The organism is Stenotrophomonas sp. 05N37 (assembly GCF_056397365.1).
This window is the reverse complement of sequence record NZ_JBFTNG010000001.1, coordinates 128,904-154,892: the sequence shown is the minus strand read 5'-3', so window position 1 is coordinate 154,892 and position 25,989 is coordinate 128,904. Positions and strand designations below refer to the sequence as shown.

Below are 25,989 nucleotides of genomic sequence, written 5' to 3'. Positions count from 1 at the left end.
CTCCAGACATCACAAAGATCAGACGGAAACGCCGCGCATCACGCGCGCGTGCAGGGGGTTCAAGCCCATGCGGTACACCACGTCGGCAGGCGCCTCGATGTCCCACAGGGCCAGGTTGCAATCCAGGCCGGTCGCCAGCCGGCCCACGCGGTCGTGGCGGCCCAGCGCGCGCGCGGCTTCGCGGGTGAAACCGGCGATGCATTCGTCCACCGTCATGCGGAACAGGGTGGCGGCCATGTTCATCGCCAGCAGCGGGCTGGTCAGTGGCGAGGTGCCCGGGTTGGAATCGGTGGCCAGGGCCAGTGGCACCCCGGCCGCGCGCAGGGCGGCGATCGGGGGCAGGGTGGTGTCGCGGGTGAAATAGAAGGCGCCTGGCAGCAGCACCGCCACCGTGCCGGCGGCCGCCATCGCCGCGATGCCATCGGCATCGAGGTGTTCGACATGGTCGGCCGACAGCGCGCCGTGGCGTGCAGCCAGCGCCGCGCCATGCTGGTTGCTCAGCTGCTCGGCGTGGATCTTGATCGCCAGGCCGTGCCGGCGTGCCGCCACGAACACCTGCTCGGCCTGCACCGCGCTGAAGGCGATGTTCTCGCAGAACACATCCACGGCCTCGGCCAGGCCCTGCGCGGCCACCGCCGGGATCATCACGTTGCAGACCTCGTCGATGTAGTCCTGTGCCTGGCGGCCGGGCGGAATCGCGTGCGCACCCAGGAAGGTCGGCACGATCTCCACCGCACGCAGCCGGCCCAGTTCGCGCGCCACGCGCAGCTGCTTGGTTTCATCCTCCAGGCTCAGGCCGTAGCCGGATTTGATTTCCAGGGTGGTGATGCCCTCGGCGAGCATCGCGTCCAGGCGCGGCAGGCTGGACGCGATCAAGTCGGCTTCGCTGGCCGCGCGCGTGGCCCGCACCGTGGAGACGATGCCGCCGCCGGCACGGGCGATGTCGGCGTAGCTCACCCCCTGCAGGCGCTGCTCGAACTCGCCGGCGCGGTTGCCGGCATAGACCAGGTGGGTGTGGCAGTCGACCAGGCCCGGGCTGATCCAGCGCCCACCGCAATCGATGCGCCGGGCCGGTTGCAGGTGCGCCTCGGAACCGGCCGCGCCCACGTGCACGATGCGGCCATCGGTCGCGGCAAGCACGCCGTTCTCGATCAGGCCCAGGCCGGGGCCGTCGACGGTGATCAGGTGGGCGTGGTACCAGAGGGTGTCACAGTGCATGGCAGCAACCACGTCGGCGTATATGTCTATACAATATAGGCGCCACTTCCGGGATGTCCAGTGATGCCAGCCAGCCCCGCCGCTTCGGCCAATCCGCCGCTTGTTTTCCATGCCGCCCGTGCGCTGTTGCCGCACGGCTGGGCCCGCGATGTGCGCATCAGCTGCGCCGGCGGCACGCTCAGCGAGGTGACCGCGGGTGTTGCCGCGCAGCCTGGCGACACCGCCCTGGCCATCGCCCTGCCGGGCCTGGGCAACCTGCACAGCCACGCCTTCCAGCGCGGCATGGCCGGGCTCACCGAGATCGGCGGCAACAGCGGCGACAGCTTCTGGAGCTGGCGCGAGCTGATGTACCGGTTCCTGGCCCACCTGCAGCCCGAGGCGGTGCAGGCCATCGCCGAGCAGGTCTACGTGGAGATGCTCGAATCCGGGTTCACCCGGGTCGGCGAGTTCCACTACCTGCACCACGCGCCGGACGGCGCGCCCTATGCCAACCGGGCCGAGATGGCCGAGCGCCTCGCCGCCGCCGCGCAGGGCAGCGGCATCGGCCTCACGCTGCTGCCGGTGTTCTACGCGCATGCCGATTTCGGCGGTGCGCCGCCCAACCCGGCCCAGCGCCGCCTCATCCACGACGTGGATGGCTTTGCCGACCTGCTGCAGGGCTGCTCCCGCGCACTGGCAGGCATTGATGACGCGGTGCTCGGCATCGCCCCGCACAGCCTGCGGGCGGTTACCGGTGACGAGCTGGCCGCCCTGCTGCCGCTCACCACCGGCCCGGTCCACATCCATATCGCCGAACAGACCCGTGAAGTGGACGCCTGCGTGGCCTGGAGCGGCCTGCGTCCGGTGCGCTGGTTGCACGAGCACGCTGCCGTCGACGAGCGCTGGTGCCTGGTGCACGCCACCCACGTGGATGACGACGAGGTGCAGCGCATCCTGGCCAGCCAGGCCGTGGTCGGGCTGTGCCCGATCACCGAGGCCAACCTGGGCGACGGGCTGTTCCCGATGCAGGGCTTCGCGCGGGCCGGTGGCCGCTTCGGCGTGGGCTCTGATTCCAACGTGCTCATCGACGCGGCCGAAGAGCTGCGCCTGCTCGAGTACGGGCAGCGCCTGCAGTTGCGCGGGCGCAACGTGCTGGCCCCGGGCACCGGCCAGTCCAGCGGCCGCTGGCTGTTCGAACAGTCGCTGCATGGCGCCGGCCAGGCGCTGGGCGTGGCCACCGGGCTGCAGGTGGGCGCGCCAGCCGACGTGGTCGAGCTGGATCCCGGCCATCCGGCGCTGATCGCCCGCGACGGCGATGCCTTGCTTGACAGCTGGGTGTTCGCCGCACGTAATGATGCAGTGCGTTCGGTGTGGCGCCAGGGGCGCCAGCTGGTCCATCAGGGCCGTCACCTGCAGCGTGACGCGGTGGCCGCCCGTTTCGCCCACGCATTGCGCACGTTGTTGTCGGCCGGCTGAGTGCCGGTCGCACCCATCCAGGACTCCCGAGTGACGGGCAAGAAAGCAGAAACCCTCAACCAGCGCATCCGCGCCGACCTGGAAAGCCGCATCCTCAGCGGGCAGTGGCCGCCCGGGTTCCGGATCCCGTACGAGCACGAACTGATGGAGCAGTACGGCTGTTCGCGGATGACCGTGAACAAGGTGCTGACCGCACTGGCCGAGAGCGGGATGATCGAGCGCCGCCGCCGCGCGGGCTCGTTCGTGGCCCGGCAACCACCGCACCTGGAGCAGGTGGCGCTGGAAATCCCCGACATCGCCATGGCGGTCGGCGCGCGCGGGCACACCTACGGTTACCAGTTGCTGGAGCGCGCCTACCGGCGCCCGCGTGCGCAGGCCGAGGACGAAATGGCGCTGTCCGGGGGCGAGAAGCTGCTGGCGATCCGCTGCCTGCATCGCGCCGATGGCCGCCCGTTCGCGCTGGAGCACCGGCTGATCAGCCCGGTCGGCGTGCCGGAGGTGCTGGAGGTGGATTTCGACACCACCGCGCCGGGCAGCTGGCTGTTGCAGAACGTCTCGTGGACGCGCGCCCAGCACCGCATCAGTGCCTGGGGCGCCGATGACGCCGCCGCCGCCCTGCTGGAGGTGAAGCCCGGCACCGCCTGCCTGGTGATCGACCGCCTCACCTGGCGCGGCGAGCAGCCGATCACCTGCGTGCGCCAGATGTTCCTGGGCGATGCCTGGGACCTGGTCGCCAGGTTCGCCCCCGGCGCGCGCTAAAACCGGCCGTCGGCCGCCTCAATCCGGGCGGTGCCGGCCTCGGGCCGGCTGCGCTACCCGCCAACGATCACAGCGTTGCGCACTGCCGCCAACGCACCGGCTCGTCCACGCCCGGGCGCGGATTGAGCTGGATGCGCACCGTGCGCAGCGCCGGATAGCGCTTCACCTCGGTGCAGACCCGCGGCCAGATCGTGTCGATCTCGTCGCTGCGGTTCACCGCCAGGGTCTGCCGGGTCAGCCAGAACGCGCTCACCACGCCGGGCTGGGTGGCCAGGGTGCGGGTAAGTTCCTTCTGATACCGCGCCAGCGTGGCCGGGTCCGGATCGGGCTCATCGCCCAGAATGCCCGGGGCAGGGCGCGTCGGCGCGGTGGCCGGCGTGGCGACCGCTGCCACCGCCGCAGCCGTGGCCGGTTCGGGCGCTGCCACGGGAGCCGGGGCCGTGTCCGGCGGCGCGGGGGTGCTCGCCTCGACAGCCATGGCGGCGGGCGGCTGGCGTTCCAGGCGCGAGGTCAGGTAGCCCATGCCCACCAGCAGGCCCAGCGTCAGCGAGCCCAGTGCGGCGATCGAGATGCGGCGGATGGCCTCGCGGCGTGCGGCGTTCTTGACCCGCGCTTCCATGTCGCCGGGCAGGTAAGGCTGCAGCAGGGGCCACAGCAGGTGGCCGTCGAGCACCTCCACGCCTTGCTTCTCGGCGGCTACGCGGCCATCGCGCTCGACCATGCCCTCGGTGATCAGGATGCCGCCGCGGGCCCCGGCCAGGCGCGCGGCCGCGCCCAGTTCGTTCACCGCCGCCGTACCGATCCGGTAGGCGCGGCCATGCTTGCACGACACCAGCCAGCGGTGCTGGTCATCGTGCATCAGGAAATCGCTGCGCGGCTCGCGGCTGTCGTCCACCTCGCCGGGCACGTCCTGCAGCCCGCGTTGTTCACGCATGGCGCGCCGCACGATCTCGGAGAAGTCGCGCCAGTGCATGCCCGCCAGGGCGTTCAGACCCAGCCGGGTCTCCTTGCGGCGGCGCTTGACCAGCCAGAACCAGGCGGCGCAGAGCGTCCAGACGATGAGGGCCAACAGTAAAGCGAGAATCCAGGAGAACATGAGGCGCTAGGGTTGAACGCGAGGGTGCAAGTGACAGTTTATATGCGCTCGTGGGCGTCTGCGGGGCGGCATCACGGCAGTTGCAGCCGGGCTGTCATCGCAGCCGGTGACGGATGTCTCACTTTGCTGGCGAGCGGACACAAAAAACCCGCCAATCCATAGCCGTGAGGGGAGGGAACAAACGGCGCAACAGCGATTGGCGGGTCGATTTCGATTGTCAACAAAGTTGTGCTGCTTTGCAACAATCGATATGGAGCGCGTGCGCGGCGGGTCAGGCGCCGCCGGGGGCCTGGTGCGTGCCCGGGGCCGGGTCCGCATTGGGCGAGGCATTGCGCGCTTCGGCGCGGTTGACCCGGGCGTTGAGGGCATCGATCCGGGCATTGAGTGCGGCCACGTCCTCGGCGGTGGGGATGTTCAGGCGCTTGAGCACGCCCTGCACCCGCTCGTCGAAGGCCTTCTCCACCTTGTCCCAGGTGCCGGCCGCCTTTTCGCGGGCCTCGCCGAGGTGTTCCTCGACATTGTCGCGCCAACGCGGCGCATCGCCGGTCTGTTCCCGGTTGCGGGCCTCGATGGTTTCGCCTTCGCGCACCAGGGTATCGAAGACGCGGCTGCCCTCGGCCTGGGCGCGACCGAAGGCGCCCAGCCCGGCCAGCCACACCTGCTGGGCCGAGCCGGTCAGCTTGCGCGAGAAGCGCTCGGCCTGTTCCTGCAGCGAGGGCTTGTCGTCGGGGCTGCGGGTATCGCGGTCGTCGAAGTCGTCGTGTGCGGTCATCGGGGGGATCCTGTGTGTGGACACCCCGATGCTAATCAGCGCCAGCTTTGCGCGATGTGATGGCGCGCGCCGGCGCGATCGGCGCCCGCGGCACCGTTCAGCCGAGCTTTTCCTGCAGCACGCGCTGGATCTCGCTTTCCACCATGCCCTTCATCGCCGACAGCAGGAAGCCCAGCTTGGCGGTCACCCGCACCGCACCCGGCTGCAGCTCGATGGCCCCGTCCACGCCGGAACCGTTGAAGTTCAGCACGTCGCCGACCCAGCTGCTCTGCAGGCCGAAGCGCTCGGAGAGCTTGGCCGCCACCTCTTCGATCGCCTGGCGTGCGCCGTCGGCGGGCAGGGCATGGGCGTGGCGGATATCGATGTTGGACATGAAGGGCTCCTGGCGGGCCGCTGCGGGAAGGGCGTGCATTGTGCGCATCCTCGCGCGCAACTCCAAGGTCTGCGTCACACTTCTTCTTCGATGACATCCAACCTGCTAGGCTTGCGCCGCGTGCAGAACCTGCTAGTTCACTTCACCCATCGCCAACACCCCGACCAGCCCCTGCGGCCCGGGGTGCAACGCATCGTGCGACACGCCTCGGGCAGCGTCCGGCTCAGCAGTGATGCGGTCGGCAACCTGTTGCTGGCCCAGTTCTGCCTGGACGACCGTGGCCTCTGGCTGCAGGTCGCCAATGGCATACGCGGCATCCACGTCAACGGTCGCCCGGTGCGGCGCATGGCCATGCTGCGCGCCGGCGACGCGGTGTACGCCGACGGCGTGGAGATGGTCATCCAGGGCGAGTGCGAGGCGCTGGCTCAGGCGCCCGCGCGCAACGACGACGGCAGCGACGAGCAGCGCCTGCTGCGCGGGCTCGGCGGTCAGCACCACGGCCGCAGCTTCACCCTGGACCGGCCGCGCCTGGTGGGCAGCAGCCCCGAGGCCGACATCGTCATCGACGACCCGGCCTTCGCCGCCCAGCACGCGCGCCTGGAGCTGCACGGCGACCGCGTCCTGCTGCGCGACCTCGGCGCCGGCGAGTCGACCCGGGTCAACGGCGTGGCCGTACGCCATTGCTGGCTGCAGGCGGGCGACCAGCTGGTCTTCGACACCCAGCACCGTTTCGTGCTGGAAGTGCCGCATGACAGCCGCGTGCGCATCGTCAGCGAGGACGAGGACGACCTGCTCGACCTGCCCACCCCGGTCACTGCACCGGCCAAGCCGAGGCGAGTGCGTCGCTGGCCGTGGCTGCTGGCCAGCGCGCTGCTGCTGGCGGCGGTGATCAGCGGCCTGCTCTGGTTCGGCGCGCGATAAGCGACATCGCACCCCCGACCCAGGGGGCGTGTGGCGGGCCAACGGCCTGCAGCACCGGGCCGCGAATAGATTCGTTTGCAACCAAATTCGCCCGGTCCTGCAAGGCCTAAAGCCTGGTGCGCTGCGGCATACTAGGGGTCTTGCCCCATAGGTGTGACATGACGCGCGCGTTCAATTTCAGTGCCGGCCCTGCAACCCTGCCGGAATCGGTCCTGCGCAAGGCGCAGGAAGAGATGTTGGAATGGAACGGTGCGGGCGCCTCCATTGTCGAAATGAGCCACCGTGGCCCGGAGTTCATGGCCGTCGCCGCCCAGGCCGACGCCGACCTGCGCCGCCTGATCGGCATCCCCGATGACTACGCCGTGCTGTTCCTGGCCGGTGGCGCCACCACCCAGCAGGCCCTGCTCGCGCTCAACTTCGCCCAGCCCGGCCAGACCGTGGACTACGTGCTCACCGGGCACTGGGGCAAGACCGCGATCAAGCAGGTCACGCCCTACGTCAACGTCCACATCGCCGCCAGCAGCGAAGCCAACGGCTTCCACGACATCCCCGCGCGCGACACCTGGGAGCTCTCGACCGATGCCGCCTACGTGCACATCACCGCCAACGAGACCATCCACGGCGTCGAGTTCCGTGACACCCCGGACGTGGGCCAGGTGCCGTTGTTCGCCGATTTCAGCTCCTCCATCGCCAGCGAGCCGCTGGATGTGAGCAAATACGGCCTGATCTACGCCGGCGCGCAGAAGAACCTCGGCCCGGTCGGCGTGTCGGTGGTGATCGTGCGCCGCGACCTGCTCGCGCGCAGCGGCCAGCCGCGCGCGGACATCTTCGATTACCGCTCGCACGTGGGCCGCGATTCCATGCTCAACACCCCGCCCACCTGGAACTGGTACCTGGCCGGGCTGGTGTTCCAGTGGATGCTGGCCGAGGGCGGCGTGGAGGAGTTCGCCCGCCGCAACGCCGCCAAGGCCGCGCTGGTCTACGGCGCCATCGACGGCTCCGGCGGCTTCTACCGCAATGATGTGGTGCCGGCTGCGCGCTCGCGCATGAACATCCCGTTCTTCCTGCCCGATGACACCCTCAACGCGCGGTTCGTCAGCGAGTCCAAGGCCGCCGGCCTGCTCGCGCTGAAGGGCCACGCCGCCGTCGGTGGCATCCGTGCCTCGCTGTACAACGCCCTGCCGGTGGAAGGCGCGCAGGCGCTCGCCGCCTTCATGGCCGACTTCCAGCAGCGACACGGCTGAGTCATTCGTTTCGACCGGGGCGCATGCCGCCCCACTGCACCTGGAATCCCCTGATGGCCAAACAACCCGCCAAGCCCGTCGCCAAGGCCAAGACCGCCAAGCCCGCGCCGACCAAGTCCCAGGCCGCCGCCAAGGCCACGCCGGACGCCACGCCTGCGGTCAAGCCCGATGCCGCGCCGCCCGCGCCGGTGCTGTCGGACGTGCGCGCCAAGATCGACCACATCGACCGCAGCATCCAGGCGCTGATCGCCGAGCGCGCCAATTTCGCCCACCAGGTCGGCAAGGCCAAGGGCAAGCTCGCCGCCGCCGTGGATTACTACCGCCCCGAGCGCGAAGCGCAGGTGCTGCGCATGGTGGTGGACCGCAACGAAGGCCCGCTCAGCGACGAAGTGCTGGTCCATGTGTACCGCGAAATCATGTCGGCCTGCCTGGCCCAGCAGGAGCCGTTGAAGATCGGCTACCTTGGCCCGGAAGGCACCTTCAGCCAGCAGGCCGTGCTCAAGCACTTCGGCCGCTCGGCGCTGGGCCTGCCGCTGGCCAGCATCGAAGAGGTGTTCCAGGAAGTGGAAGCGGGCAACGCCGATTTCGGCGTGGTGCCGGTGGAAAACTCGGGGCAGGGCACCATCCAGATCACCCTGGACATGTTCCTCACCTCCAACCTGAAGATCTGCGGCGAAGTGGAACTGCGCGTGCAGCAGTACCTGATGTCGCGCAGTGGCCGGCTGGAAGATGTCGAGCGCGTCTACGGCCACCCGCAGTCGTTCATGCAGACCTCCTCGTGGCTGCGCGCGCACCTGCCCAAGGCCGAGAAGATCCCGGTTTCCAGCAATGCCGAAGGTGCCCGCCGCGCGCGCAATGCCGACGACGCCGCCGCCATCGGCGGTGAGAGCGCCGGGCACGTGTACGGCCTGAAGAAGGTGGTGACCAAGCCGATCCAGAACGATGCGGACAACACCACGCGCTTCCTGGTGGTCGGCCGCAACATCTTCCCCAGTTCCGGCCACGACCGCACCTCGGTGCTGGTGTTCATCCATGACAAGCCCGGTGCGCTGTTCGACGTGCTCAGCCCGTTCGCCCGCCACGGCATCAGCATGAACCGCATCGAGTCGCGCCCCTCGCACAACGCCAAGTGGGAGTACGGCTTCTTCATCGACCTGGCCGGCCATGTCGAAGACGAGGCCATGCAGGCCGCGCTGGCCGAACTCAAGGCGCACTCGGCGCAGATCAAGATCCTTGGCTCCTATCCGGTCGCCATCCCGTGATCCAGGTGGCGTAGCCGCGTTGCGCGCTACGCCCGGCCCGGCGCCCCCGCGGGTGCCGAGGCCACTCCCGCACACCGTTGCATCGCCGCCGCGGCGGCCCGCCCTCTAGGATTCCCGATGACTGCTTCACCGTACTGGATCGCCCACAAGGGCCAGCCCCTGCAGGGCAGCCTGACCATTCCCGGCGACAAGTCCGTCTCGCACCGCTCGGTGATGTTCGCCGCGCTGGCCGATGGCGTCTCGCACATCGACGGCTTCCTGGAAGGCGAAGACACCCGCGCCACCGCCGCCATCTTTGCCCAGATGGGCGTGCGCATCGATACCCCGTCGCCGTCGCAGCGCGTGGTGCATGGCGTGGGCGTGGACGGCCTGAAGGCGCCGAGCGCACCGCTGGACTGCGGCAATGCCGGCACCGGCATGCGCCTGCTCGCCGGCCTGCTGGCCGCGCAGCCGTTCGACAGCGTCATGGTGGGCGACGAATCGCTGTCGCGCCGGCCGATGCGCCGGGTCACCGGGCCGCTGGCGCTGATGGGCGCGAAGATCGATACCGACGCCGATGGCACCCCGCCGCTGCGCGTGCACGGCGGCCAGTCGCTCACCGGCATCGAATTCGCCTCGCCGGTGGCCAGCGCGCAGGTCAAATCGGCCGTGCTGCTGGCCGGCCTGTATGCGGATGGCGAGACCTCGGTCAGCGAGCCGCACCCCACCCGCGACTACAGCGAGCGCATGCTGCGCGCCTTCGGCGTGGACATCGCGTTTTCGCCCGGCAAGGCCAGCCTGCGTGGCGGCCAGCGTCTGCGCGCCACCGACATCGTGGTGCCGGCCGATTTCTCGTCCGCCGCGTTCTTCCTGGTGGCTGCCAGCATCATTCCCGGTTCCGAACTGCGCCTGCGCGCGGTGGGCCTCAACCCGCGCCGCACCGGCCTGTTGGCCGCGCTGCGGCTGATGGGCGCGGACATCAGCGAAGAGAACCATGCCGAGCAGGGCGGTGAAGCGGTCGCCGATCTGGTGGTGCGTTACGCCCCGCTGCATGGGGCGGAGATTCCCGAAGCGCTGGTGCCGGACATGATCGACGAGTTCCCGGCGCTGTTCGTCGCAGCCGCGGCCGCGCAGGGCAACACCGTGGTACGCGGCGCGGCCGAACTGCGTGTCAAGGAATCCGACCGCCTCGCGGCCATGGCTACCGGCCTGCGCACGCTGGGCGTGCAGGTGGACGAAACCGACGACGGCGCCACCATCCATGGCGGCGCGGTACTGGGCAGCGGCACGATCGAAAGCCACGGCGACCACCGCATCGCCATGGCGTTCGCCATCGCCGGCCAGCTCAGCAGCGGCGAGGTCCGGGTGAATGACATCGCCAACGTGGCCACCTCGTTCCCGGATTTCGACGGGCTGGCCACGGGTGCAGGATTCGGGCTGCGCCAAGGCTGACAGGGGAGAAAGCCCGGTAGAGCCGAGCCATGCTCGGCTGCTTTTCGCTTTTCGCTTTTCGCTTTTCGCTTTTCGCTTTTCGCTTTTGCTCCTGGTCTGCTCCCGCTCCCGCTTCTGTTCCTTTGCCCCTGCGCTTTGTTTCCTGCACACCTGCTTGCCGAGCATGGCTCGGCACTACCGATGCGTTATGCATCACCGGTGCGCAATGCATTACCGCTGCGCGCTGCATGCGCATCCTCAGCAGCCAAATGCGATCCACCACGAAAAAGGGAGGCCAATGGCCTCCCTTTTTCGTTACGCCTCAACGCACCCGCTTAACGCTCGGTGCGGAAATCCACCGGCACGCGCACCACACTGGCCACGGCACGACCATTGTTCATGGCCGGCTCGAACTGCCACTCGCGCACAGTGTTGAGCACCGAACGGTCCAGATCGCGATCACGCGAACCGGTACGCTGCACGATGCTGGCGTCGGTCACGTGGCCACGCGGGTCCACGTTCAAGCTGGCCACCACGCTGCCCTGCACGCCATTGCGCAGCGCCGAGGCGGGGTAGGTCGGCTTGGTGTTGCTGGCCAACGGGCGCGCCTCGCGGTTGCGCACCACCGGGGTGGCCTTGCGCTGGGCGGTATTGGCCGGTGCGGCCTGGCGTGCGGCCGGGGCCGGAGCCGTCGTGGCAACCGGGGTCTCGGTCGCCGGCAGCATGCGCTCGCCGACGGGCGCCGTGCTGGTGTCATCGGGGTTGGCGTAGCGCAACCAGACCAGCGCGGCGGCAAACATCGCCACGATCAGCGCCATCCACAACCACGGCGAAGTGCCACGGCGGGCGGGTTCATCGGTCACGTCGCGCTGGTTGTGCGGCGAAGCGTGCATGTCCTGGGCATGGGTAACACTCATGGCTGACTCCTGGTGTTGTTGTGACAGCCGCAGTCTTGCCCGTGCACGGTTGCCGGTGTGTCAGCGCAACGTCAACGCGGCGACTGCATTCCCGACGAGGTTCAGCTTGATGAGCCCTTGCCCAACCGGCCCACGTGAGGACCGGGCGAAGCGGGCGTTACTGCGGCTTGAAGTCGAACGGCACTTCAATGCTGCCCGGCACCGGCTGGCCATTGCTCTGTGCCGGATGGAAGCGCCAGCGGCGCACCGCCTCGGCGGCCGCGCGGTCAAGATCGCGTGAACCGCTGCGCTGGATGATCGTCACGTTGGACGGATAGCCGGTGGCATCCACGTCCACGCGCACTACCACGCTGCCGGAGTCGCCCCGGCGCAATGCGGCGGGCGGGTAGGAGGGCGGCGGCGACTGCTCGGCGATCGGTTGCGGGCGGTCACCGGCCGCGGCGGCTGCCGGGGCAGCCTCGGCTACCGGTGCCGGCGCGGCGGCCGGCGGTGCCGGCGGCGCGGTTTCCACCAGCTGCGGCGTGTCCTCGCCCGCCGGGGGGGCCTTGGCATCGGGCATGTCGCTGGAGCCGGCGGCGGCCGGGAGTGGCTCGGGCAGCGGCTCGATCTCGGCCACCTGCTGCGGCGTGGCCGCCGGGCCGGCCTTGTAGAACTCGTCGTTGCGGCTGCTCAGCCACACCACCAGGAACAGCGCGATGCCGACGCCGAAGGCGATACCGGCGATCATCAGGCTGCGGCGGGGCAGGTGGAAGGTGATGTTCTTGCCAGACGTAGAGCGGGAAGCGGACATGAGCCATACCGTTGTGAACAGCCCGATTCTGCCACGCCGGCAATGACTGAGGGGTACATGGCCGCCCGTGGGCGGCAGAAATCCGCGTAACAGGCGATAATCCCCCTCCGTACCCGAACCCACCTGCCACCGCCATGCTTGATCCAGCCCTGCTTCGCCAACACCCCGCCGACCTTGCCGAACGCCTGCGCACCTCGCGCGGTTTCGAGCTGGATGTGTCCGGGCTGGAGTCGCTGGAGGCCGATCGCAAGCGCATCCAGGTGCGGACCCAGGAGTTGCAGAGCCTGCGCAACAGCCGTTCCAAGGCCATTGGGCAGGCCAAGGCCAAGGGCGAAGACGTCTCGGCGATCATGGCCGAAGTGGCCGCCTTCGCCGACGAGCTGAAGGCCTCGGAAGTGGCCCTGGACGAACTGCGCGACAAGATCGAAGCCATCGCCCTGGGCATCCCGAACCTGCCGGCCGAGGACGTGCCGGCCGGCAAGGACGAGACCGAGAACGTGGAGCAGAAGCGCTGGGGCACCCCGCGCACGTTCGACTTCCCCGTGCTCGACCACGTCGAGCTGGGCGCCCGCAACCGCTGGCTGGACGGTGAGACCGCCGCCAAGCTGTCCGGCTCGCGCTTCACCGTGCTGCGCGGCCCGATCGCCCGCCTGCACCGCGCGCTGGCGCAGTTCATGCTCGACCTGCACACCGGCGAGCACGGCTACGAAGAAACCAACGTGCCGGCGCTGGTGAACGCCGACTCGCTGCGCGGCACCAGCCAGCTGCCCAAGTTCGAGGACGACCTGTTCAAGACCGCGGTGGGCGAGTCCACGCGCTACCTGATCCCCACCTCGGAAGTGCCGCTGACCAACATCGTGCGCGATGACATCATCGACGCCGACCAGCTGCCGCTGCGCATGACTGCCCACTCGCTGTGCTTCCGCGCTGAAGCCGGCAGCGGCGGTCGCGACGTGCGCGGCATGATTCGCCAGCACCAGTTCGAGAAGGTGGAACTGGTGGCCGCCTGCACCCCGGCGCAGAGCGACGACGAACACCAGCGCATGACCCGCTGTGCCGAAGTGGTGCTGGAAAAGCTCGGCCTGCCGTACCGCAAGGTGCTGCTGTGCACCGGCGACATGGGCTTCTCGGCGGTGAAGACCTACGACCTGGAAGTGTGGCTGCCCTCGCAGGACACCTACCGCGAGATCTCCTCGTGCTCCAACTGTGGCGATTTCCAGGCCCGCCGCATGCAGGCCCGCTGGCGCAACCCGGAGACCAGCAAGCCCGAACTGCTGCACACCCTCAATGGCTCCGGCGTGGCCGTGGGCCGCGCGATGATCGCGGTGATGGAGAACTACCAGAACGCCGACGGCAGCATCACCGTACCGGACGCGCTCAAGCCCTACATGGGCGGCCTGGACACCATCGCCTGATCCACGAAGAACCCGCCGGAAGGCGGGTTTTTTTTGGGGCACCGGCTGCGCACCGCGTGTCGTTCGGGTGCCGCGTCCAGCCACCCATGGGGTGGCTCTACAGGCGATCCTGCAACCGTGCCGAGAATCGTAGAGCCACGCCATGCGTGGCTGCGTATCGTTCGGGCACCACGTGCAGCCACCCATGGGGTGGCTCTACCGGTGATCCTGCAACCGGGGTGTCGAGATTCGTAGAGCCACGCCATGCGTGGTTGCGCAACGTTCGGGCACCACGTGCAGCCACCCATGGGGTGGCTCTACGGGGCGATCCTGCAACCGGGGTGGCGAGATTCGTAGAGCCACGCCATGCGTGGCTGCGTATCGTTGGGGCACCACGTGCAGCCACCCATGGGGTGGCTCTACGCGGCGATCCTGCAACCGGGGTGTCGAGAATCGTAGAGCCACGCCATGCGTGGCTGCGTATCGTTAGGGCACCACGTGCAGCCACCCATGGGGTGGCTCTACGGGGCTATCCTGCAACCGGGGTGTCGAGAATCGTAGAGCCACGCCATGCGTGGCTGCGTACTGTTCGGGCACCACGTGCAGCCACCCATGGGGTGGCTCTACGGGGTCTAATTCATTGCCTGCAGCACCCGCAGCGGTACCCAGCCTTCAACCCCGCCTTCGGCCGGCACACACCACGCCCAGCCATTGACCACACGCCTGCCCAGCAGCGCCTGGTCCGGGTCCACGTCCAGCTCGCGGGCGCAGTACGCCTCCTGCGCGAAGGCGCGCCCCTGCGCATCGCGCCCGATCATCTGCGCCGGCACCCAGCCTGGCGCCTGCCCGGGCACCCTGCACAGGTACCAATCGTCCCAGGCTTCGGTGCCCTGGTAGCGCTCGCCTACCTCCAGCGCCTGCCCGCGCTCAAGCGCCAACGGGTGCGGAAACGCGCTCCGGTGCGGAGCAATCACGAGGTAGCGCATGGACGGACCCTCCAACACGGCGAGCCCATCAGCCTAGGCCTGCCGCTGTAGGGCGCACAGCACCGCCGTCGCACTTGCATCATCGAAAAAAAAGATGGCCCCAAAAGGGGCCATCAGGCACAACGCCGGCAAGGGAGAGGGAACCGGCGCTGCGCACCACGCCACCACGACGAGGGGGAGGGAGTGGCGTGGGGTTGAGAGGCGTCAGGCAGCGGCCAGCTCACGCGGCTGCGGCAGCGCGGCCAGCGCCTGCGCGATGGCATCGGTGCGGTGCTGCGGCGAATAGGCGATGCCCTCGGCGCGCACGAATTCCACGTCGTCGATGCCGAAGAACGCGAACACCTGGCGCAGATAGGGGTCCTGGAAGTCGGTCGGGGCGCCGGTGTGCAGGCCGCCGCGGCTGCTGGCCACGATCACGCGCTTGCCGCCGGCCAGGCCCACCGGGCCGTTTTCGGTGTACTTGAAGGTCTTGCCGGCCACCGCCAGTCGGTCGATCCACGCCTTGAGGGTGGAGGCCACGCTGAAGTTGTACATTGGGGAGCCGATAACCACCACGTCGGCGGCCAGGAACTGCTCCAGCACCAGCGCCGCGTCCGCCACTTCAGCCGCGTCGGTCTGGGCAAACGAACTGCTGCGCAGGTGCGCTACAGGCTGGGCGTCCAGGTCGCGGTAGGTCACTTCCAGGCCCGGCACCTGGTCGCGCCACTGCTGGACCACGGCGGCCGAGAGCTGGCGGGAAACCGAGTTGTCGCCAAGGACGCTGGCATCGATGTGAAGAAGCTTCATGGCAGTCACCTGTTATCTGGGGAGGGGCGGGCAAGGCGCCGCCGACGAAGAACAGGTTAGGTTGTTGCTTGACTGGGATAAAGGTGGTTGAATACCACGTATTGTTCTATATCTGGAACTTCGGTATGCAAGACCTCAACGATCTCTACTACTTCGCCATGGTGGTCGACCACGGCGGTTTCGCCGCCGCCGAGCGCGCGCTGGGCATCCCCAAATCCCGCCTGAGCCGCCGTATCAGCCAGCTCGAAACCGACCTGGGCGTGCGCCTGCTGCAGCGCTCCACGCGCCGCTTCGCGGTGACTGACGTCGGCACCAGCGTGCACCGCCACGCCCAGACCATGCTCGCCGAGGCCCAGGCCGCGCGCGAAGTGGTGGACCGGCTCAGCGCCGAGCCACGCGGCCTGGTGCGCGCCAGCGTGCCGGTGTCGCTGGCGCAGATGCAGCTGCCCAAGCTGCTGCCCAAGTTCCTGGCCCAGTACCCCAAGGTGCGGCTGCAGCTGAACATCAGCAATCGCCGCGTGGACATCATCAACGAAGGCTATGACGTCGCCCTGCGCGTGCGCTCGCGGCTGGACGATGACGGCAGCCTGGTCATGCGCAGCTTCGGCCAGGTGCAGGAACTGCTGGTGGCCAGCCCGAAATACCTCGATCGCGCCGGCCGCCCCAAGGACCCGGACGAACTGGCCAATCACGTCACCCTGAGCATCAGCGAGGACGAAGCCCGCCAGCGCTGGGAACTCCATGGCCCCGAAGGCGCGGTACGCCGGGTGGACCTGCAGCCGCGCGTGGCCGGTTTCGACTTCCCGCTGCTGCAGAGCATGGTCAAGGACGGCTTCGGCATCACCATGCTGCCCGAAACCGTCTGCGCCGACGCCGTGCGCAGTGGCGAGCTGGAAGTGGTGCTGCCGGAATGGTCGCTGCCGCAGGGCGTGTGCCACGCCGTGTTCGCCTCGCGCCGCGGCCTGCTGCCGGCGGTGCGTGTGTTCATCGATTTCCTGGCCGAACATCTGCCGCCGCAACTGGAGGCCTCGCGCCTCGATTGCGGAGGCGCGTGCGAGCGGGCCAAGGAGAAGATCAAGGCCAGTGCGCTGGGTGCGTTGGCGGTGGATGCGGGCTGAGCCCGACACCGGCCGGGTGGGCAAACCCCACCTGAAATGCGAGAATGCGACCCCCGGCCCATGCCGGGGAGCAATGCCGGGAGGGGCGACGCCCCGACCGGATGCCCGGGTGGCAATGACCTGGGCACGCGGGGCGCGGACAGCGTTTCCGATACGGAGAGATGGCCGAGCGGTTTAAGGCACCGGTCTTGAAAACCGGCGAAGGGTCAAACCTTCCGTGGGTTCGAATCCCACTCTCTCCGCCACTGCCTCTTAAATCATTGATTTGAAATTAAAATCTTGATTTTGACGGGGAGGCAGGAAGCATGCAGAGAGAGCACTCGCATGTGCACCCCCATCACCTGAGCCGATCTGCGACCGGCCGCTGGTCATTTGTCCAGCGAGTCTCTGTTGATCTGCAAGCCGGGTTCGATTGCCGGCTGATCAAGCTGCGACGGACAGGTGAGAGGAGGAGCATCCCTCGGCGCCGCGATCCACAACGAAATAATTGGCGCCGGCAACCGAGTTGACATCGCGAGTATCGATGTCGGGGGATGCTGGCGACGTTGTCACTCTGATGGGCGCTGGGCTGTTCCATTGAATGACACGTTGCGGCTACCGATCGTTTGCGATCGATACGTACTCTTCCAGAACATTGGCGCGTTCGCAGAGACGGAAAATTTCTCGCTGCATGACTTGAAAGCTGCTCACCGTTTCGCTGCCATAGAGTGACGCCTCAAAGGCATTGCTGGTGCTGTGGAAATCGAGCCAGGCGCGTTCGGCGCGGATCAGAGTGTCCTTGGCCGTACCACGCTGCTTGCTGAGCAGCGAATTGTAAGCAGCGTTCAATCGCGCGTCTTGTCGCTTCTTCTCCGCAGATTGACATGCAGCAAGTGCGATGTTGTCTGACTCCGCCTTTTCAACGCAGCCATAGAACACATTGCTAATGCCTGCGGGCGCTTGACGTTTGATGACCTGAGCGGTGCTTTCATACGCTTGCGCGCCCGATCCATACATGATGAGTGCAAGGCTGAGGGTGAAAAGTCTGGTTTTTGTTCTCATGCGGGGAGATTTCCGTCCGTACAATGCGTCAAGAAAAATTATTTTTGTTCGAAGCTTTCAGCTAGCGGATGCGGACTGGGGGACTGCATGCACTATACGAAGCCACGCAATTCCTGTCGACCTCTTCGCATTTTTGAATGCCGGATGCAATCGCTTCATCCACGGTCGCTCTGGACGCGATGTTGTATACCCGTTCGCCAACAATCATTGCTGTGCAGCCGTTCTTGTAGGAGTTCTCGATCTTGCAGCTGCTGCCGCCTTTCGACGCGCAGTCAGCCAACGCTGCTTGCTGTGCGGCAGGTTCACTCGGGAACCCGGTCGAGAAACCGAGAATGCCTTGTGGCTTGTCGCCTGCAATCGCACCCCAGCGGTCCTCCCACACAGGCGCTGGAGGTTTGGATGCTTGCTGGTGTCCTCCGCCATTACCCGGAATAGGAGCGCATCCTGCAGTCGCGCGTCCGCCAATCGGGTAAAAACCTGCGGGGCAGTTTCCTTCGGCATGCGCGCCAGCGCTGACACACGAAAGCCAAAGTAGTGCGCCTAAACCACTGACACGCTTCAAGTACGAACTCCTTCGCGTTGATGTGGCCCGATGGCATCCTGAGCGGGCGATTGATTGGACAGTTGAACCCTCCACCGCCAACGTGTCGTGACCGTCGCTTGACCGCTTCAGCCAGTGGCTGTGCACGTCCTTCCGGTCACCGGCGTCAGGTAGTGCTCACTCTCCAAGACCGTCATTCTTCGTCGATAGACCAATAGCAGTCAAGCGGCCGAAAGAGGCCCGGCAACCGACCGGGCCACCAGTGCCCTGCGCCGATGCGACAACCGTTCCACGGAATATTGAGAGGAAACCTGCCGAACAGGCCTTCTGCACCGGTTTGAAAGGCTTGGATCGGATCAAGTGTGATCCGATCCAAGCCTTTTCCTTGTTCGCGCATAATGCAGTGATTTTGAAAACGATCAATTGAGTGTGGCGGAGTGGAGAGAAGGCGGCGCGTCGAGGAAACACTCGCATACGCATACTCCTCAATGTCACTCAGTCTCCAACCGGTCGCTGGCCCTCTGTCCAGCGCATCCCCATGGGCCGCCAGGCGGTGCTCGCCTGTATGCCGGATCTGGGCGAGCGGTCGACGGGATCGTTGGGACCGCAGTCATTGCCCATCGCTGCCTTGCGTCCTGGTCACAGCGGGGGTTTCCCAGTGGCCATCCAGCAACGCCGGCTTGGGACGGTAGTAGCGCATGAACATCACGAACGGCCCGCTGGGTGCCGGCAGCCAATTGGCCTGCTTTTCCTTACCAGGTGACTGGGCCTGGATGTAAATCGTCAAACCGCCATCTGCATCTTTTTTCAAGCCCGGCAACATCGGCGAGTTGATGAGATAGCGGTTGATCGGATTCTTGACCAGCAACTGCTGCGGCAAGCCATACATGGTGACCGACCAGAACGCGTCCACGGGCGGCAATTGGTCCTTGGCGAAGCGCAGCGTGTATGCGCCTTTGCTGCCGTCCAGCGGTTGCCCGTCGGAATCCTTGTCCAGAATCGGATACATCGCCTCTTCGCGGGAGTTCGCGCCGATGCCCACCTGGGTGCCGGTGGCACGGGCGACGTAGTCGTTCTTCAGGAAGTCCCGGTTGCCGAACAGGGCATCGGTCCTTCCTCCCAGCGACGCGCGCCTGTCATCGATCTGCTTCTGCCCCTCGGCCATGCCCTCCTTGAGCGCGGCCTGCATCGGCGGCGGCAGCCGGTTGGCATCGAATGGTTTGCCAGGCTCGATACCCAACTTGGCAAAACGCGCACGCAGGGCAGATTCGCTGGGATGCGGGGGCTGCGCGAACTGCAGCAGGAACGCCAGCTGGTTGAAGAACTCCAGCGACGTCCTGTCCTGCGCAGGCGGCGTTGGCTTGATCCATTCGACGGCAGGGGCCGGCGGCGGCGGTGGCGTTCCCGCGAACGCTGACAAGGGCTGCACCTTGTAGCCGGCCTGTATCTTCTTCACGTTCTCCAGGTCCGCGGCGTTGAACAGTTGCGTGCGCCCGACCACGCTGACGAGATCGGTTTCAGACCGGATCACCTTGGTAATGCCTTTGGGTGCCTCGCCCTTCCATGCCGGCCCGGCGACAAGGAAGTTGCCGCCGTCATTCCCGGTTGCGCGGCTGCCGATGTAGTCGAAATTGAAGGTGTAGAGATCCATCAGCTGGAAAACGAAGTAGCGGTCCTTCGCCATCTTCGGCACCGTGATGACGACCGGCTCCGCGCGCAGATCCAGCATGGCGAAGGAGTAGGGCGTGTCCGAGTTGGGCGTGACGAAGGCGGTGTCGTCGGGGGTGAACACCCGGGCGATGTTCAGAATGGAGTTGAACGGGCCCTTGTACTGCGGGTTGGCGGTGTCGACGTTGAACGCATAGACGGTCTTGTAGGTGTCCACCATCGGGACACCGTACACATAGGCGTCCCTCGCGGTCGTCTTCGCCTCCTCCAATGCCGAGGCGTCTGCCGGCGCTTGCGCGGGCGCAGCCGATTGGCCCGCGGGGGTGGCCGTATCCTTCTCTTTGTCGGACGATGCCCGCTCGCTGCAGGCACTGAGTGTCATGCAGCCGGCGAGGGCAAGGAGCATCCCGATCCCCGGAGCGGATGGAATTCGATGGTCGCGCATGTGGTCTCTCCTGGGGGGTCTGGTTCGCCGACATAGGTCGTGCGAAGTCACGGCGTATCTGTGTCAGCCGGTTGCAACGGGGGCAGATTCCACTTGCCTTCGATGGCAGCAGGGCTCGGGCCGTAGACGCGTCCCACCGCGCTGTAGGGCCCGGCCGGAGCAGGCAGCCAGTTGCTTTCCTTTTCCTTGCCAGGCGAAACGTGGCCGACATACAGGGTCAGCCCTCCATCGGCGTCATACCTGAGCCCGGGGGTCCGGTCGCCAATGGAGTAGCGCTTCAATTCATTGGCGTAGAGGAAGCGATCCGGCAGGGTGTAGAGCGTGACCGACCAGAAGAACCTGGCGGGGGGCAGGGCGTGCTTGCTGAAATGGATCAGTGACGCCTTGTTACCGTCGCCTTCGTAGCCGCCATACCACGCCTCATCGATCGAATTCCCATAGAGACCCTTCTCGGCCGCGATGGCGCGCGTGAGGTAGTTGTTTTCAAGGAACGCGCGCGAGCCGAACAGGCCGTTGGACGAAAGCATCGTCTTGGCCTTCTCGGACATTTCTGCCTTGGCATCTGCCACACCTGCATCGATCGCGGCCAACCGGGCGGGGGGCAATGTCCTGGCGTCGAACGGAAGGCCGGGGCCGATGCCAATCGTCGCGAACCGCTGCATAAGCTCGGTCTCACTTGGATGCGGCGGTTGAGTGAACTGAAGCAGGAAGTTGAGGTAGCCGATGAAGTCGTGCGAATGGACCTTGTCAGCATCATAGGGGGGGAACCGGATCGCCGGTGCTGCCGGTGGAGACTGGGTTTTCAAATAGGCACTGAGCGGCTGGAGCTTCATCCCCGCCTGCACTTTCTTGACGTTGGCGATGTCGTCGGGGCCGTTCAGCGCGATGCGCGTGAGCGTCATCACCAGGGCAGTTTCCGAGGGAAATACGTGCTTGATGCCTTTCGGTGCTGCGCCCGTCCAGCCGGGGCCGGTAATCAAGTAGCTGGCGGCGTCGTTACCCGTGGCACGCGAGCCGATGTAGGCGAAGTTGTATGTGAACAGGTCGACCCACTGTTGCACGTAGTAGCGTCCCTCGGGCACCTTGGGAACGGTGACCACCCAGGGCTCAGCACGCAGGTCCAGCCAGGCCCACGAATAGGGCGTGTCGTTGTTGGGGGTCACAACGTCATGGTTGTCGGGTGTATAGAGCTGCGAGTAATGCCTGAATGTCCCGAAGCCACCGACGTATTCCGGAGCAGTGGGAGAGGCCACCTGCTTGTACAGGGTGTTGTAGTTTTCGAGCATCGCAAACGCGTAGATGTAGGCCTCTTTGGCGATCGCTCGCGCCTCCGCCTGCTCGCGGTCGCTGGCGGTCGCCTGGACGGGCTGTGTGGCCGGAACCGGCGCCGGTTTCGCTTCATCCGGCTGACGTTCCTGCCGCTGGCATGCTGGAAGCAGCATGACCGTGGTCATCAAAAGCAATGGACCGCAAGGCATTGGGCGCATGGACATGAGCTCGATTGGGTGGGGCAGGGTGAACAGAGAGACGACTCGCGGGCGCAACCGGCAGCGCTTGGCCCACGCCATGCACCACGTTCGTGCGTGCAGAGGTCCGAGAAGGTCCAATTCCACTGTGGTCTCCCGGCCACACAGGCGACAAGCGCGTATCCACTGTCTTCCGCTCAGTATTTCTACTGACATTGAGGCTCGGCCTCGATGGCCTGTGCGGCTCGAACGGTTACCCGTCAATCCGACCCGCGTCGTCCTATCCGGCCGACGTCCTGTTGAACCGAGCAGAGATCACGCCGGGAACCTCGGCCTTGCGCACGAGGTCGATAGTCCCGTGGATACCCAGCGCCTGGATCAGCGCGCAGTTAGGGGGTGGGTGCACTTGATCACATGATCGGGAAACAACGCTTCATAAGAAGCGCTGGGAATGCCGAGGATGGTTATCTCGATGCAATCAGGCAGGAACGCTGCAGCGCCGTCCAGAATGGCAATTGCCATGGATGGAACAACCATGCCCGATTCCGTTTTTGCTGAAAGTCTCAAGCCGGAATGGTCGATGTGATTGGTGTGGCACTCGTTTTGAATGGCCAGATACCCAGCGGTTGGCTCGAACCGGCCGAAAGGAACGCCCATGGGAGGATCGCCGCTCTCCAGCGACGCGTAGCCAACCAGGATCAATCCGCCATGGATCGAGAATCGCGCCATCTGATCGCCAGCCTGGATTCACTTGGCGGCGAGTGATGCCTGGAGCGCTGCAGCCAATGCGGCGTCGCCGTTGACCAACTCGGTCCACTGCAGCTCCAATCCCTTTCTCCGCCCTTTCAGCACGAGCTTGAGCCCGCTCGGGTCGATGGTCAGTGTGTAGGTGTCGTCGCCGACCTGCAGTTCTCTACGGATCGCTTTGTCGAGTGGGGTCATGTCCAGCGCCTGGGCGAAGGGGTGGATGGCGGGGCAAGACGCTGGCGCTGGGGAACGCCTGCGATCTTGCCGCCGGACTCAGGCTGGGTAGGTGGGGAATCGCTCGCCCGGGTGGTGCTTCTTCCACTCGGTATGGGCGACGGTTCCCTCCCAGGCGAGGAACGCGGCCGGTGGGCGTCCTCGCCCAGACCACGTCTCACCACTGAAGGGCAGCCAGAATCGGGGCGTCAGCGCTTCCTTCTGAGCCTTGGGTGCCTTGGGTGCCTTGGCGACCTTGGCCCGTCCAGGCGGCTTCGCACGGGCGTTCGCTCCGATCGCTTCGCGGATCCTGCGCTGCTGCGCAGGGCTGAAATCCTCGAAGTAAGCGGTCAGGAGCAAGTTGACGCGCTTGTAGGCTTCCTTGGTCGCTGCACTGAGAAGTGCCTTGTCCGTTGCGGTTCCCGAACGGGGCGCGATGGCAGGGACGTCCAGCGGCGATGCGGAGGGGGTGTTCGAGGGCTTGCGGGGCATGGGGTTCGGATTGTGTGCAGAGCTGGCGCCCACGATACCAAATGGCGGGGCCATCACTTCCGATCGGTCCTGCTGGGCATCGGCGCACCGCTCCCGACCGGCGCAAAGCAGCGCAGTCAGCCGGCGTTGCCTCCGTATCGCCCCGTGCGACGCCCCGCATTCACTCTGGGCCCATGACGAAAGCAGATATCGGAAAAGCGCGCTGGGCGCGCGCACGCGCGGCGTCGCTGTGGCAGCAGGCCGACGCACTGGACCTGCAGCGCGGGGGCGACTGGCGGGCAAGGGTCAGTCGAGGCACTGCCGCCGATCGCCTTCGAACAGAGGCGGCGCGCTTCGATGCGATCGCCAACCGGCTGCAGCCCGTTGACGACGCTCAGGCGGCTTGAGCGACTGACCCCAAAAGAACGGCCCCCTATGGCGAGGCCAGGGCGCGCCCGCGCCGGGTCGCGCCAGGCGAGTGCCCCATGACGCGCTTGTAGGCACGACTGAACGCGGCCTGCGACGCGTAGCCCAGGCGCTCTGCCACTACCTCGATGGACAGGCGCTGGTGGGTCAGCCATTGGCTGGCCAGGTGCATTCGCAGTTCGGTCACGTACCGCAGGGGCGCGGTTCCGATGACGGTCTGGAACCGGTCTGCAAAGACAGACCGTGAGATGTTGGATTCTGCCGCCAGCGCGTCGACGGTCCAGTCACGCCCCGGGTCTTTATGTAACGCAAGCAACGACAGCGACAGGCGCGGGTCGCGCAGGGCCATGACCAGGCCGGATGCGCCGTCGCAACCGCGCTCGACCCAGTCACGGACGATCATCGCGGCCACTGCATCCGCCAGCCGGGCGAGTATGCCTGCATAGCCGATACGCCCGGAGCACACCTCGCGCTTCATCGCATCGACCATCGGCAACAGCCCAGGGAACTGCGTGGCGTTGCCATCGGCCAACATCACCGCCGGCATCGCCTTGCTCAACCCTTGCATGCCACCCAGATCGAACACCATGCAGCCGTGGAAGAGCACCGCGCTTGGCACGGCGTGCGCGCTCGGGCAGGTGTCGATCCCGCTCACCGCGTCACCCAATGGGGCTGCGTCGATCGTGTCCAGGCACTGGACGGGATGGTCCTCGCCCGACAGCAACGCGTGTTCGTCTGCGCGGGGAAGCAGCACGACATCCCCGGCGGATAGACGGTGTTGGCTGCCGTCCGCGCCACGAAGAATCGCCGTACCCACTGCGAGGTAATGGAAGTAGGCATGGCCCGGCTTCGGGGGAAATCCAAGGCCAAAGCGCGGTCCGGTCTGGATGCGCCGGTACTGAACGCCGTGGAGCCGCATGCCGGTCAGCAGTTCGCTGATCAGATCGGTGGGCTGGGGAGCACCAGGGGGCATCGAGAGGTTCCGGGGTTTCGATCAAAAATACAGGTCAGGCAATCATAGATCATCCTGAAGTGGCTCCCTAGACTCTCGGCTGCACGATTGCACCGGGATCTTTGATGAGCAATGACGTAGTTGAGGCCGCAGACGCACCTGATGGCGTGGACTGGGATAGCGCGGAGCCTTCTTCCCCGGCCTGGGTGGCGGTGTTTTCGCTGGCCATGGGGGTGTTTGGGCTGCTCACGGCCGAATATCTGCCCGCCAGCCTGTTGACGCCGATGGCGGCGGACCTGGGGGTATCGGAGGCGCTGGCCGGGCAAGCCGTGACGGTGACTGCGGTTGTGGCTCTGTTCGCCGGCCTGCTGGTGCCGCGGCTGACCCGCTCGATGGACAGGCGCCGGGTGCTGCTGGGTTTCACCGGCCTGATGATTCTCTCCAACGCCCTGGTCGCGCTGTCGTCCAGCATGGGCGTCCTGCTGGTGATGCGCGTTCTTCTGGGCGTCGCGCTGGGCGGTTTCTGGAGCATGGCAGCGGCGGTGGCCATGCGGTTGGTGCCGCCACAGCGCGTGCCTCGCGCGCTCTCCGTCATCTTCAGCGGGATTGCGGTCGGCACGGTGGTGTCCGTTCCCTTGGGAAGTTACCTCGGCGGGCTGCTGGGCTGGCGCAGCGCCTTCTGGGCGGCGACGGCGGTAGGTGGACTCACGTTTGCGTTCCAGTGGTTCACGCTGCCCCCGATGGCCCCGCGCAAGGCGGCAGTCCCCGAGTCGGTGGTGACGCTCCTGCGCCGGCCAGGCGTTGCGGTCGGCATGCTGGGCTGCGTCCTGGCGCACACCGGGCAGTACGCGCTTTTCACCTATATCCGCCCAACGTTGGAGAGCCTGGGGCAGATGAGCGCTGACGGCTTGGCGCTGATTCTGCTCGGGTTCGGCGTGGCGAACTTTGTGGGCACGCTCCTGGCCGGCTGGCTCATGGAGCGCAGTTTGAAAGTCACGTTGGTGATCATGCCTGCCCTGGTGGGCGCAGCCGCGCTGGGCATGCTGCTGTTGCCGGTGGGCGTTGGCGGACTATCGATCCTGGTCGCGCTCTGGGGCCTGGCCTTCGGTGGCGTGCCCGTGGCCTGGTCGAGCTGGGTCGCGCGTGCGGTGCCTGACCAGGCCGAGAGTGCCGGCGGGATGGTGGTGGCTGCGGTGCAGTCTTCCATCGCCGCGGGCGCCGCCTTGGGCGGGCTGGTGTTCGGGCTGGGGGGCATCGTCGCAGTGCTCACCGTTGCGGCGGCGGTGATGCTCCTCGCCAGCCTGCTCATTGCGTTGCGAGTGAGGGTGAGCGCGCCGACACTGTCGGCGGGTCCGGCGTTTCATATTTAGTCGGACATTCCCCTCCAGGGTGGCTGCGTGATCGCCACGCAGGCCTTGGAGCCACTGCGTTGTTGTAGAAGACACCGACGGCGACCAGGTCAGGAACAGACGTCGGGATGGAATGACTGTCGATGTGGTCGGCGTCCTTTCGCCACTT

26 protein-coding genes and 1 tRNA gene are annotated in these 25,989 nt (G+C 66.7%); 11 read left to right on the top strand and 16 right to left on the bottom strand.

Going from position 1 to position 25,989, the window contains the following annotated elements; genetic code table 11:
• Nucleotides 1-18: 18 nt before the first annotated feature.
• Nucleotides 19-1,218 (bottom strand): imidazolonepropionase, encoded by a 1,200-nt coding sequence (gene hutI, locus AC1DGC_RS00715; protein ID WP_478047005.1) that lies wholly within the window; start codon nucleotides 1,216-1,218, stop codon nucleotides 19-21.
• A gap of 63 nt (nucleotides 1,219-1,281) precedes the next feature.
• On the opposite strand from hutI, the gene AC1DGC_RS00710 reads away from it, so the two are divergent.
• Nucleotides 1,282-2,673: a formimidoylglutamate deiminase gene (locus AC1DGC_RS00710; protein WP_478047004.1), complete on the top strand. Its 1,392-nt coding sequence runs from the start codon at nucleotides 1,282-1,284 to the stop codon at nucleotides 2,671-2,673.
• Between the two features lie 30 nt (nucleotides 2,674-2,703).
• Nucleotides 2,704-3,432 (top strand): histidine utilization repressor, encoded by a 729-nt coding sequence (hutC, locus tag AC1DGC_RS00705; protein WP_259203134.1) that lies wholly within the window; start codon nucleotides 2,704-2,706, stop codon nucleotides 3,430-3,432.
• Between the two features lie 67 nt (nucleotides 3,433-3,499).
• Here the strand turns inward: hutC and AC1DGC_RS00700 are convergent, their stop codons facing one another.
• The 3 genes from AC1DGC_RS00700 to AC1DGC_RS00690 all read right to left on the bottom strand — a co-directional run bounded on the left by AC1DGC_RS00700 (nucleotide 3,500) and on the right by AC1DGC_RS00690 (nucleotide 5,673).
• Nucleotides 3,500-4,528, bottom strand: a complete 1,029-nt coding sequence (locus tag AC1DGC_RS00700; RefSeq protein ID WP_478047003.1) for a restriction endonuclease — start codon at nucleotides 4,526-4,528, stop codon at nucleotides 3,500-3,502.
• Between the two features lie 271 nt (nucleotides 4,529-4,799).
• On the bottom strand, nucleotides 4,800-5,300 hold the full coding sequence (locus tag AC1DGC_RS00695) for a phasin family protein (RefSeq protein ID WP_259203131.1): 501 nt from the start codon (nucleotides 5,298-5,300) through the stop codon (nucleotides 4,800-4,802).
• Nucleotides 5,301-5,397: 97 nt separating this feature from the next.
• The gene (locus AC1DGC_RS00690) at nucleotides 5,398-5,673 is read right to left on the bottom strand and encodes a polyhydroxyalkanoic acid system family protein (RefSeq protein WP_259203130.1); all 276 of its coding nucleotides are present in this window, start codon (nucleotides 5,671-5,673) and stop codon (nucleotides 5,398-5,400) included.
• Nucleotides 5,674-5,793: 120 nt separating this feature from the next.
• Between AC1DGC_RS00690 and AC1DGC_RS00685 the strand changes: the two genes are divergently transcribed.
• From AC1DGC_RS00685 to aroA, 4 genes are all read left to right on the top strand, one after another.
• The gene (locus tag AC1DGC_RS00685; RefSeq protein WP_394163377.1) at nucleotides 5,794-6,594 is read left to right on the top strand and encodes an FHA domain-containing protein; all 801 of its coding nucleotides are present in this window, start codon (nucleotides 5,794-5,796) and stop codon (nucleotides 6,592-6,594) included.
• Between the two features lie 158 nt (nucleotides 6,595-6,752).
• Complete coding sequence (gene serC, locus AC1DGC_RS00680) at nucleotides 6,753-7,838, top strand: 3-phosphoserine/phosphohydroxythreonine transaminase (RefSeq protein ID WP_478047002.1); 1,086 nt, start codon at nucleotides 6,753-6,755, stop codon at nucleotides 7,836-7,838.
• Nucleotides 7,839-7,891: 53 nt separating this feature from the next.
• Nucleotides 7,892-9,100 carry a prephenate dehydratase gene (pheA, locus tag AC1DGC_RS00675; protein ID WP_394163381.1) on the top strand — a complete coding sequence of 403 codons (1,209 nt, stop codon included), beginning with the start codon at nucleotides 7,892-7,894 and terminating at the stop codon, nucleotides 9,098-9,100.
• Between the two features lie 117 nt (nucleotides 9,101-9,217).
• On the top strand, nucleotides 9,218-10,531 hold the full coding sequence (gene aroA, locus AC1DGC_RS00670; RefSeq protein WP_478047001.1) for a 3-phosphoshikimate 1-carboxyvinyltransferase: 1,314 nt from the start codon (nucleotides 9,218-9,220) through the stop codon (nucleotides 10,529-10,531).
• 314 nt (nucleotides 10,532-10,845) lie between these two features.
• Here aroA and AC1DGC_RS00665 read toward each other — a convergent pair whose 3' ends face one another.
• A complete protein-coding gene (locus AC1DGC_RS00665) occupies nucleotides 10,846-11,427 on the bottom strand; it encodes an energy transducer TonB (RefSeq protein WP_449335310.1) in 582 nt (193 codons plus the stop codon).
• Between the two features lie 157 nt (nucleotides 11,428-11,584).
• Nucleotides 11,585-12,217 (bottom strand): energy transducer TonB, encoded by a 633-nt coding sequence (locus AC1DGC_RS00660; RefSeq protein ID WP_478047000.1) that lies wholly within the window; start codon nucleotides 12,215-12,217, stop codon nucleotides 11,585-11,587.
• Nucleotides 12,218-12,351: 134 nt separating this feature from the next.
• Between AC1DGC_RS00660 and serS the strand changes: the two genes are divergently transcribed.
• Entirely contained in the window at nucleotides 12,352-13,632 is a 1,281-nt protein-coding gene (serS, locus tag AC1DGC_RS00655; protein WP_394163389.1) for a serine--tRNA ligase, read from the top strand.
• Nucleotides 13,633-14,243: 611 nt separating this feature from the next.
• Here the strand turns inward: serS and AC1DGC_RS00650 are convergent.
• Both AC1DGC_RS00650 and AC1DGC_RS00645 read right to left on the bottom strand, forming a co-directional pair.
• Nucleotides 14,244-14,597, bottom strand: a complete 354-nt coding sequence (locus AC1DGC_RS00650) for an SH3 domain-containing protein (RefSeq protein WP_449334612.1) — start codon at nucleotides 14,595-14,597, stop codon at nucleotides 14,244-14,246.
• 204 nt (nucleotides 14,598-14,801) lie between these two features.
• A complete protein-coding gene (locus AC1DGC_RS00645; protein WP_394163391.1) occupies nucleotides 14,802-15,383 on the bottom strand; it encodes an FMN-dependent NADH-azoreductase in 582 nt (193 codons plus the stop codon).
• Nucleotides 15,384-15,508: 125 nt separating this feature from the next.
• On the opposite strand from AC1DGC_RS00645, the gene AC1DGC_RS00640 reads away from it, so the two are divergent.
• Both AC1DGC_RS00640 and AC1DGC_RS00635 read left to right on the top strand, forming a co-directional pair.
• Complete coding sequence (locus AC1DGC_RS00640) at nucleotides 15,509-16,501, top strand: LysR substrate-binding domain-containing protein (RefSeq protein WP_256774489.1); 993 nt, start codon at nucleotides 15,509-15,511, stop codon at nucleotides 16,499-16,501.
• Between the two features lie 155 nt (nucleotides 16,502-16,656).
• Nucleotides 16,657-16,746: transfer RNA gene (locus tag AC1DGC_RS00635), tRNA-Ser, on the top strand.
• A gap of 349 nt (nucleotides 16,747-17,095) precedes the next feature.
• Here AC1DGC_RS00635 and AC1DGC_RS00630 read toward each other — a convergent pair.
• The 7 genes from AC1DGC_RS00630 to AC1DGC_RS00600 form a co-directional block, all read right to left on the bottom strand.
• Nucleotides 17,096-17,542: a lysozyme inhibitor LprI family protein gene (locus tag AC1DGC_RS00630; protein WP_259203117.1), complete on the bottom strand. Its 447-nt coding sequence runs from the start codon at nucleotides 17,540-17,542 to the stop codon at nucleotides 17,096-17,098.
• A gap of 61 nt (nucleotides 17,543-17,603) precedes the next feature.
• Complete coding sequence (locus tag AC1DGC_RS00625) at nucleotides 17,604-18,104, bottom strand: DUF4189 domain-containing protein (protein ID WP_478046999.1); 501 nt, start codon at nucleotides 18,102-18,104, stop codon at nucleotides 17,604-17,606.
• A gap of 589 nt (nucleotides 18,105-18,693) precedes the next feature.
• Nucleotides 18,694-20,196, bottom strand: coding sequence for a DUF1254 domain-containing protein (locus tag AC1DGC_RS00620; protein ID WP_478046998.1), 1,503 nt, complete (start codon nucleotides 20,194-20,196; stop codon nucleotides 18,694-18,696).
• Between the two features lie 47 nt (nucleotides 20,197-20,243).
• The gene (locus tag AC1DGC_RS00615) at nucleotides 20,244-21,764 is read right to left on the bottom strand and encodes a DUF1254 domain-containing protein (RefSeq protein ID WP_478046997.1); all 1,521 of its coding nucleotides are present in this window, start codon (nucleotides 21,762-21,764) and stop codon (nucleotides 20,244-20,246) included.
• 276 nt (nucleotides 21,765-22,040) lie between these two features.
• The gene (locus AC1DGC_RS00610) at nucleotides 22,041-22,391 is read right to left on the bottom strand and encodes a hypothetical protein (RefSeq protein WP_478046996.1); all 351 of its coding nucleotides are present in this window, start codon (nucleotides 22,389-22,391) and stop codon (nucleotides 22,041-22,043) included.
• 18 nt (nucleotides 22,392-22,409) lie between these two features.
• Nucleotides 22,410-22,604, bottom strand: coding sequence for a hypothetical protein (locus AC1DGC_RS00605; RefSeq protein ID WP_259203111.1), 195 nt, complete (start codon nucleotides 22,602-22,604; stop codon nucleotides 22,410-22,412).
• Nucleotides 22,605-22,682: 78 nt separating this feature from the next.
• Complete coding sequence (locus AC1DGC_RS00600) at nucleotides 22,683-23,114, bottom strand: hypothetical protein (protein ID WP_478046995.1); 432 nt, start codon at nucleotides 23,112-23,114, stop codon at nucleotides 22,683-22,685.
• Nucleotides 23,115-23,287: 173 nt separating this feature from the next.
• Between AC1DGC_RS00600 and AC1DGC_RS00595 the strand changes: the two genes are divergently transcribed.
• Nucleotides 23,288-23,500 (top strand): hypothetical protein, encoded by a 213-nt coding sequence (locus tag AC1DGC_RS00595; protein WP_478046994.1) that lies wholly within the window; start codon nucleotides 23,288-23,290, stop codon nucleotides 23,498-23,500.
• Between the two features lie 26 nt (nucleotides 23,501-23,526).
• Here the strand turns inward: AC1DGC_RS00595 and AC1DGC_RS00590 are convergent, their stop codons facing one another.
• A complete protein-coding gene (locus AC1DGC_RS00590; protein WP_478046993.1) occupies nucleotides 23,527-24,492 on the bottom strand; it encodes an AraC family transcriptional regulator in 966 nt (321 codons plus the stop codon).
• A 104-nt stretch (nucleotides 24,493-24,596) separates the two neighbouring features.
• On the opposite strand from AC1DGC_RS00590, the gene AC1DGC_RS00585 reads away from it, so the two are divergent.
• Nucleotides 24,597-25,841, top strand: coding sequence for an MFS transporter (locus AC1DGC_RS00585; protein ID WP_478046992.1), 1,245 nt, complete (start codon nucleotides 24,597-24,599; stop codon nucleotides 25,839-25,841).
• Nucleotides 25,842-25,989: the final 148 nt, after the last annotated feature.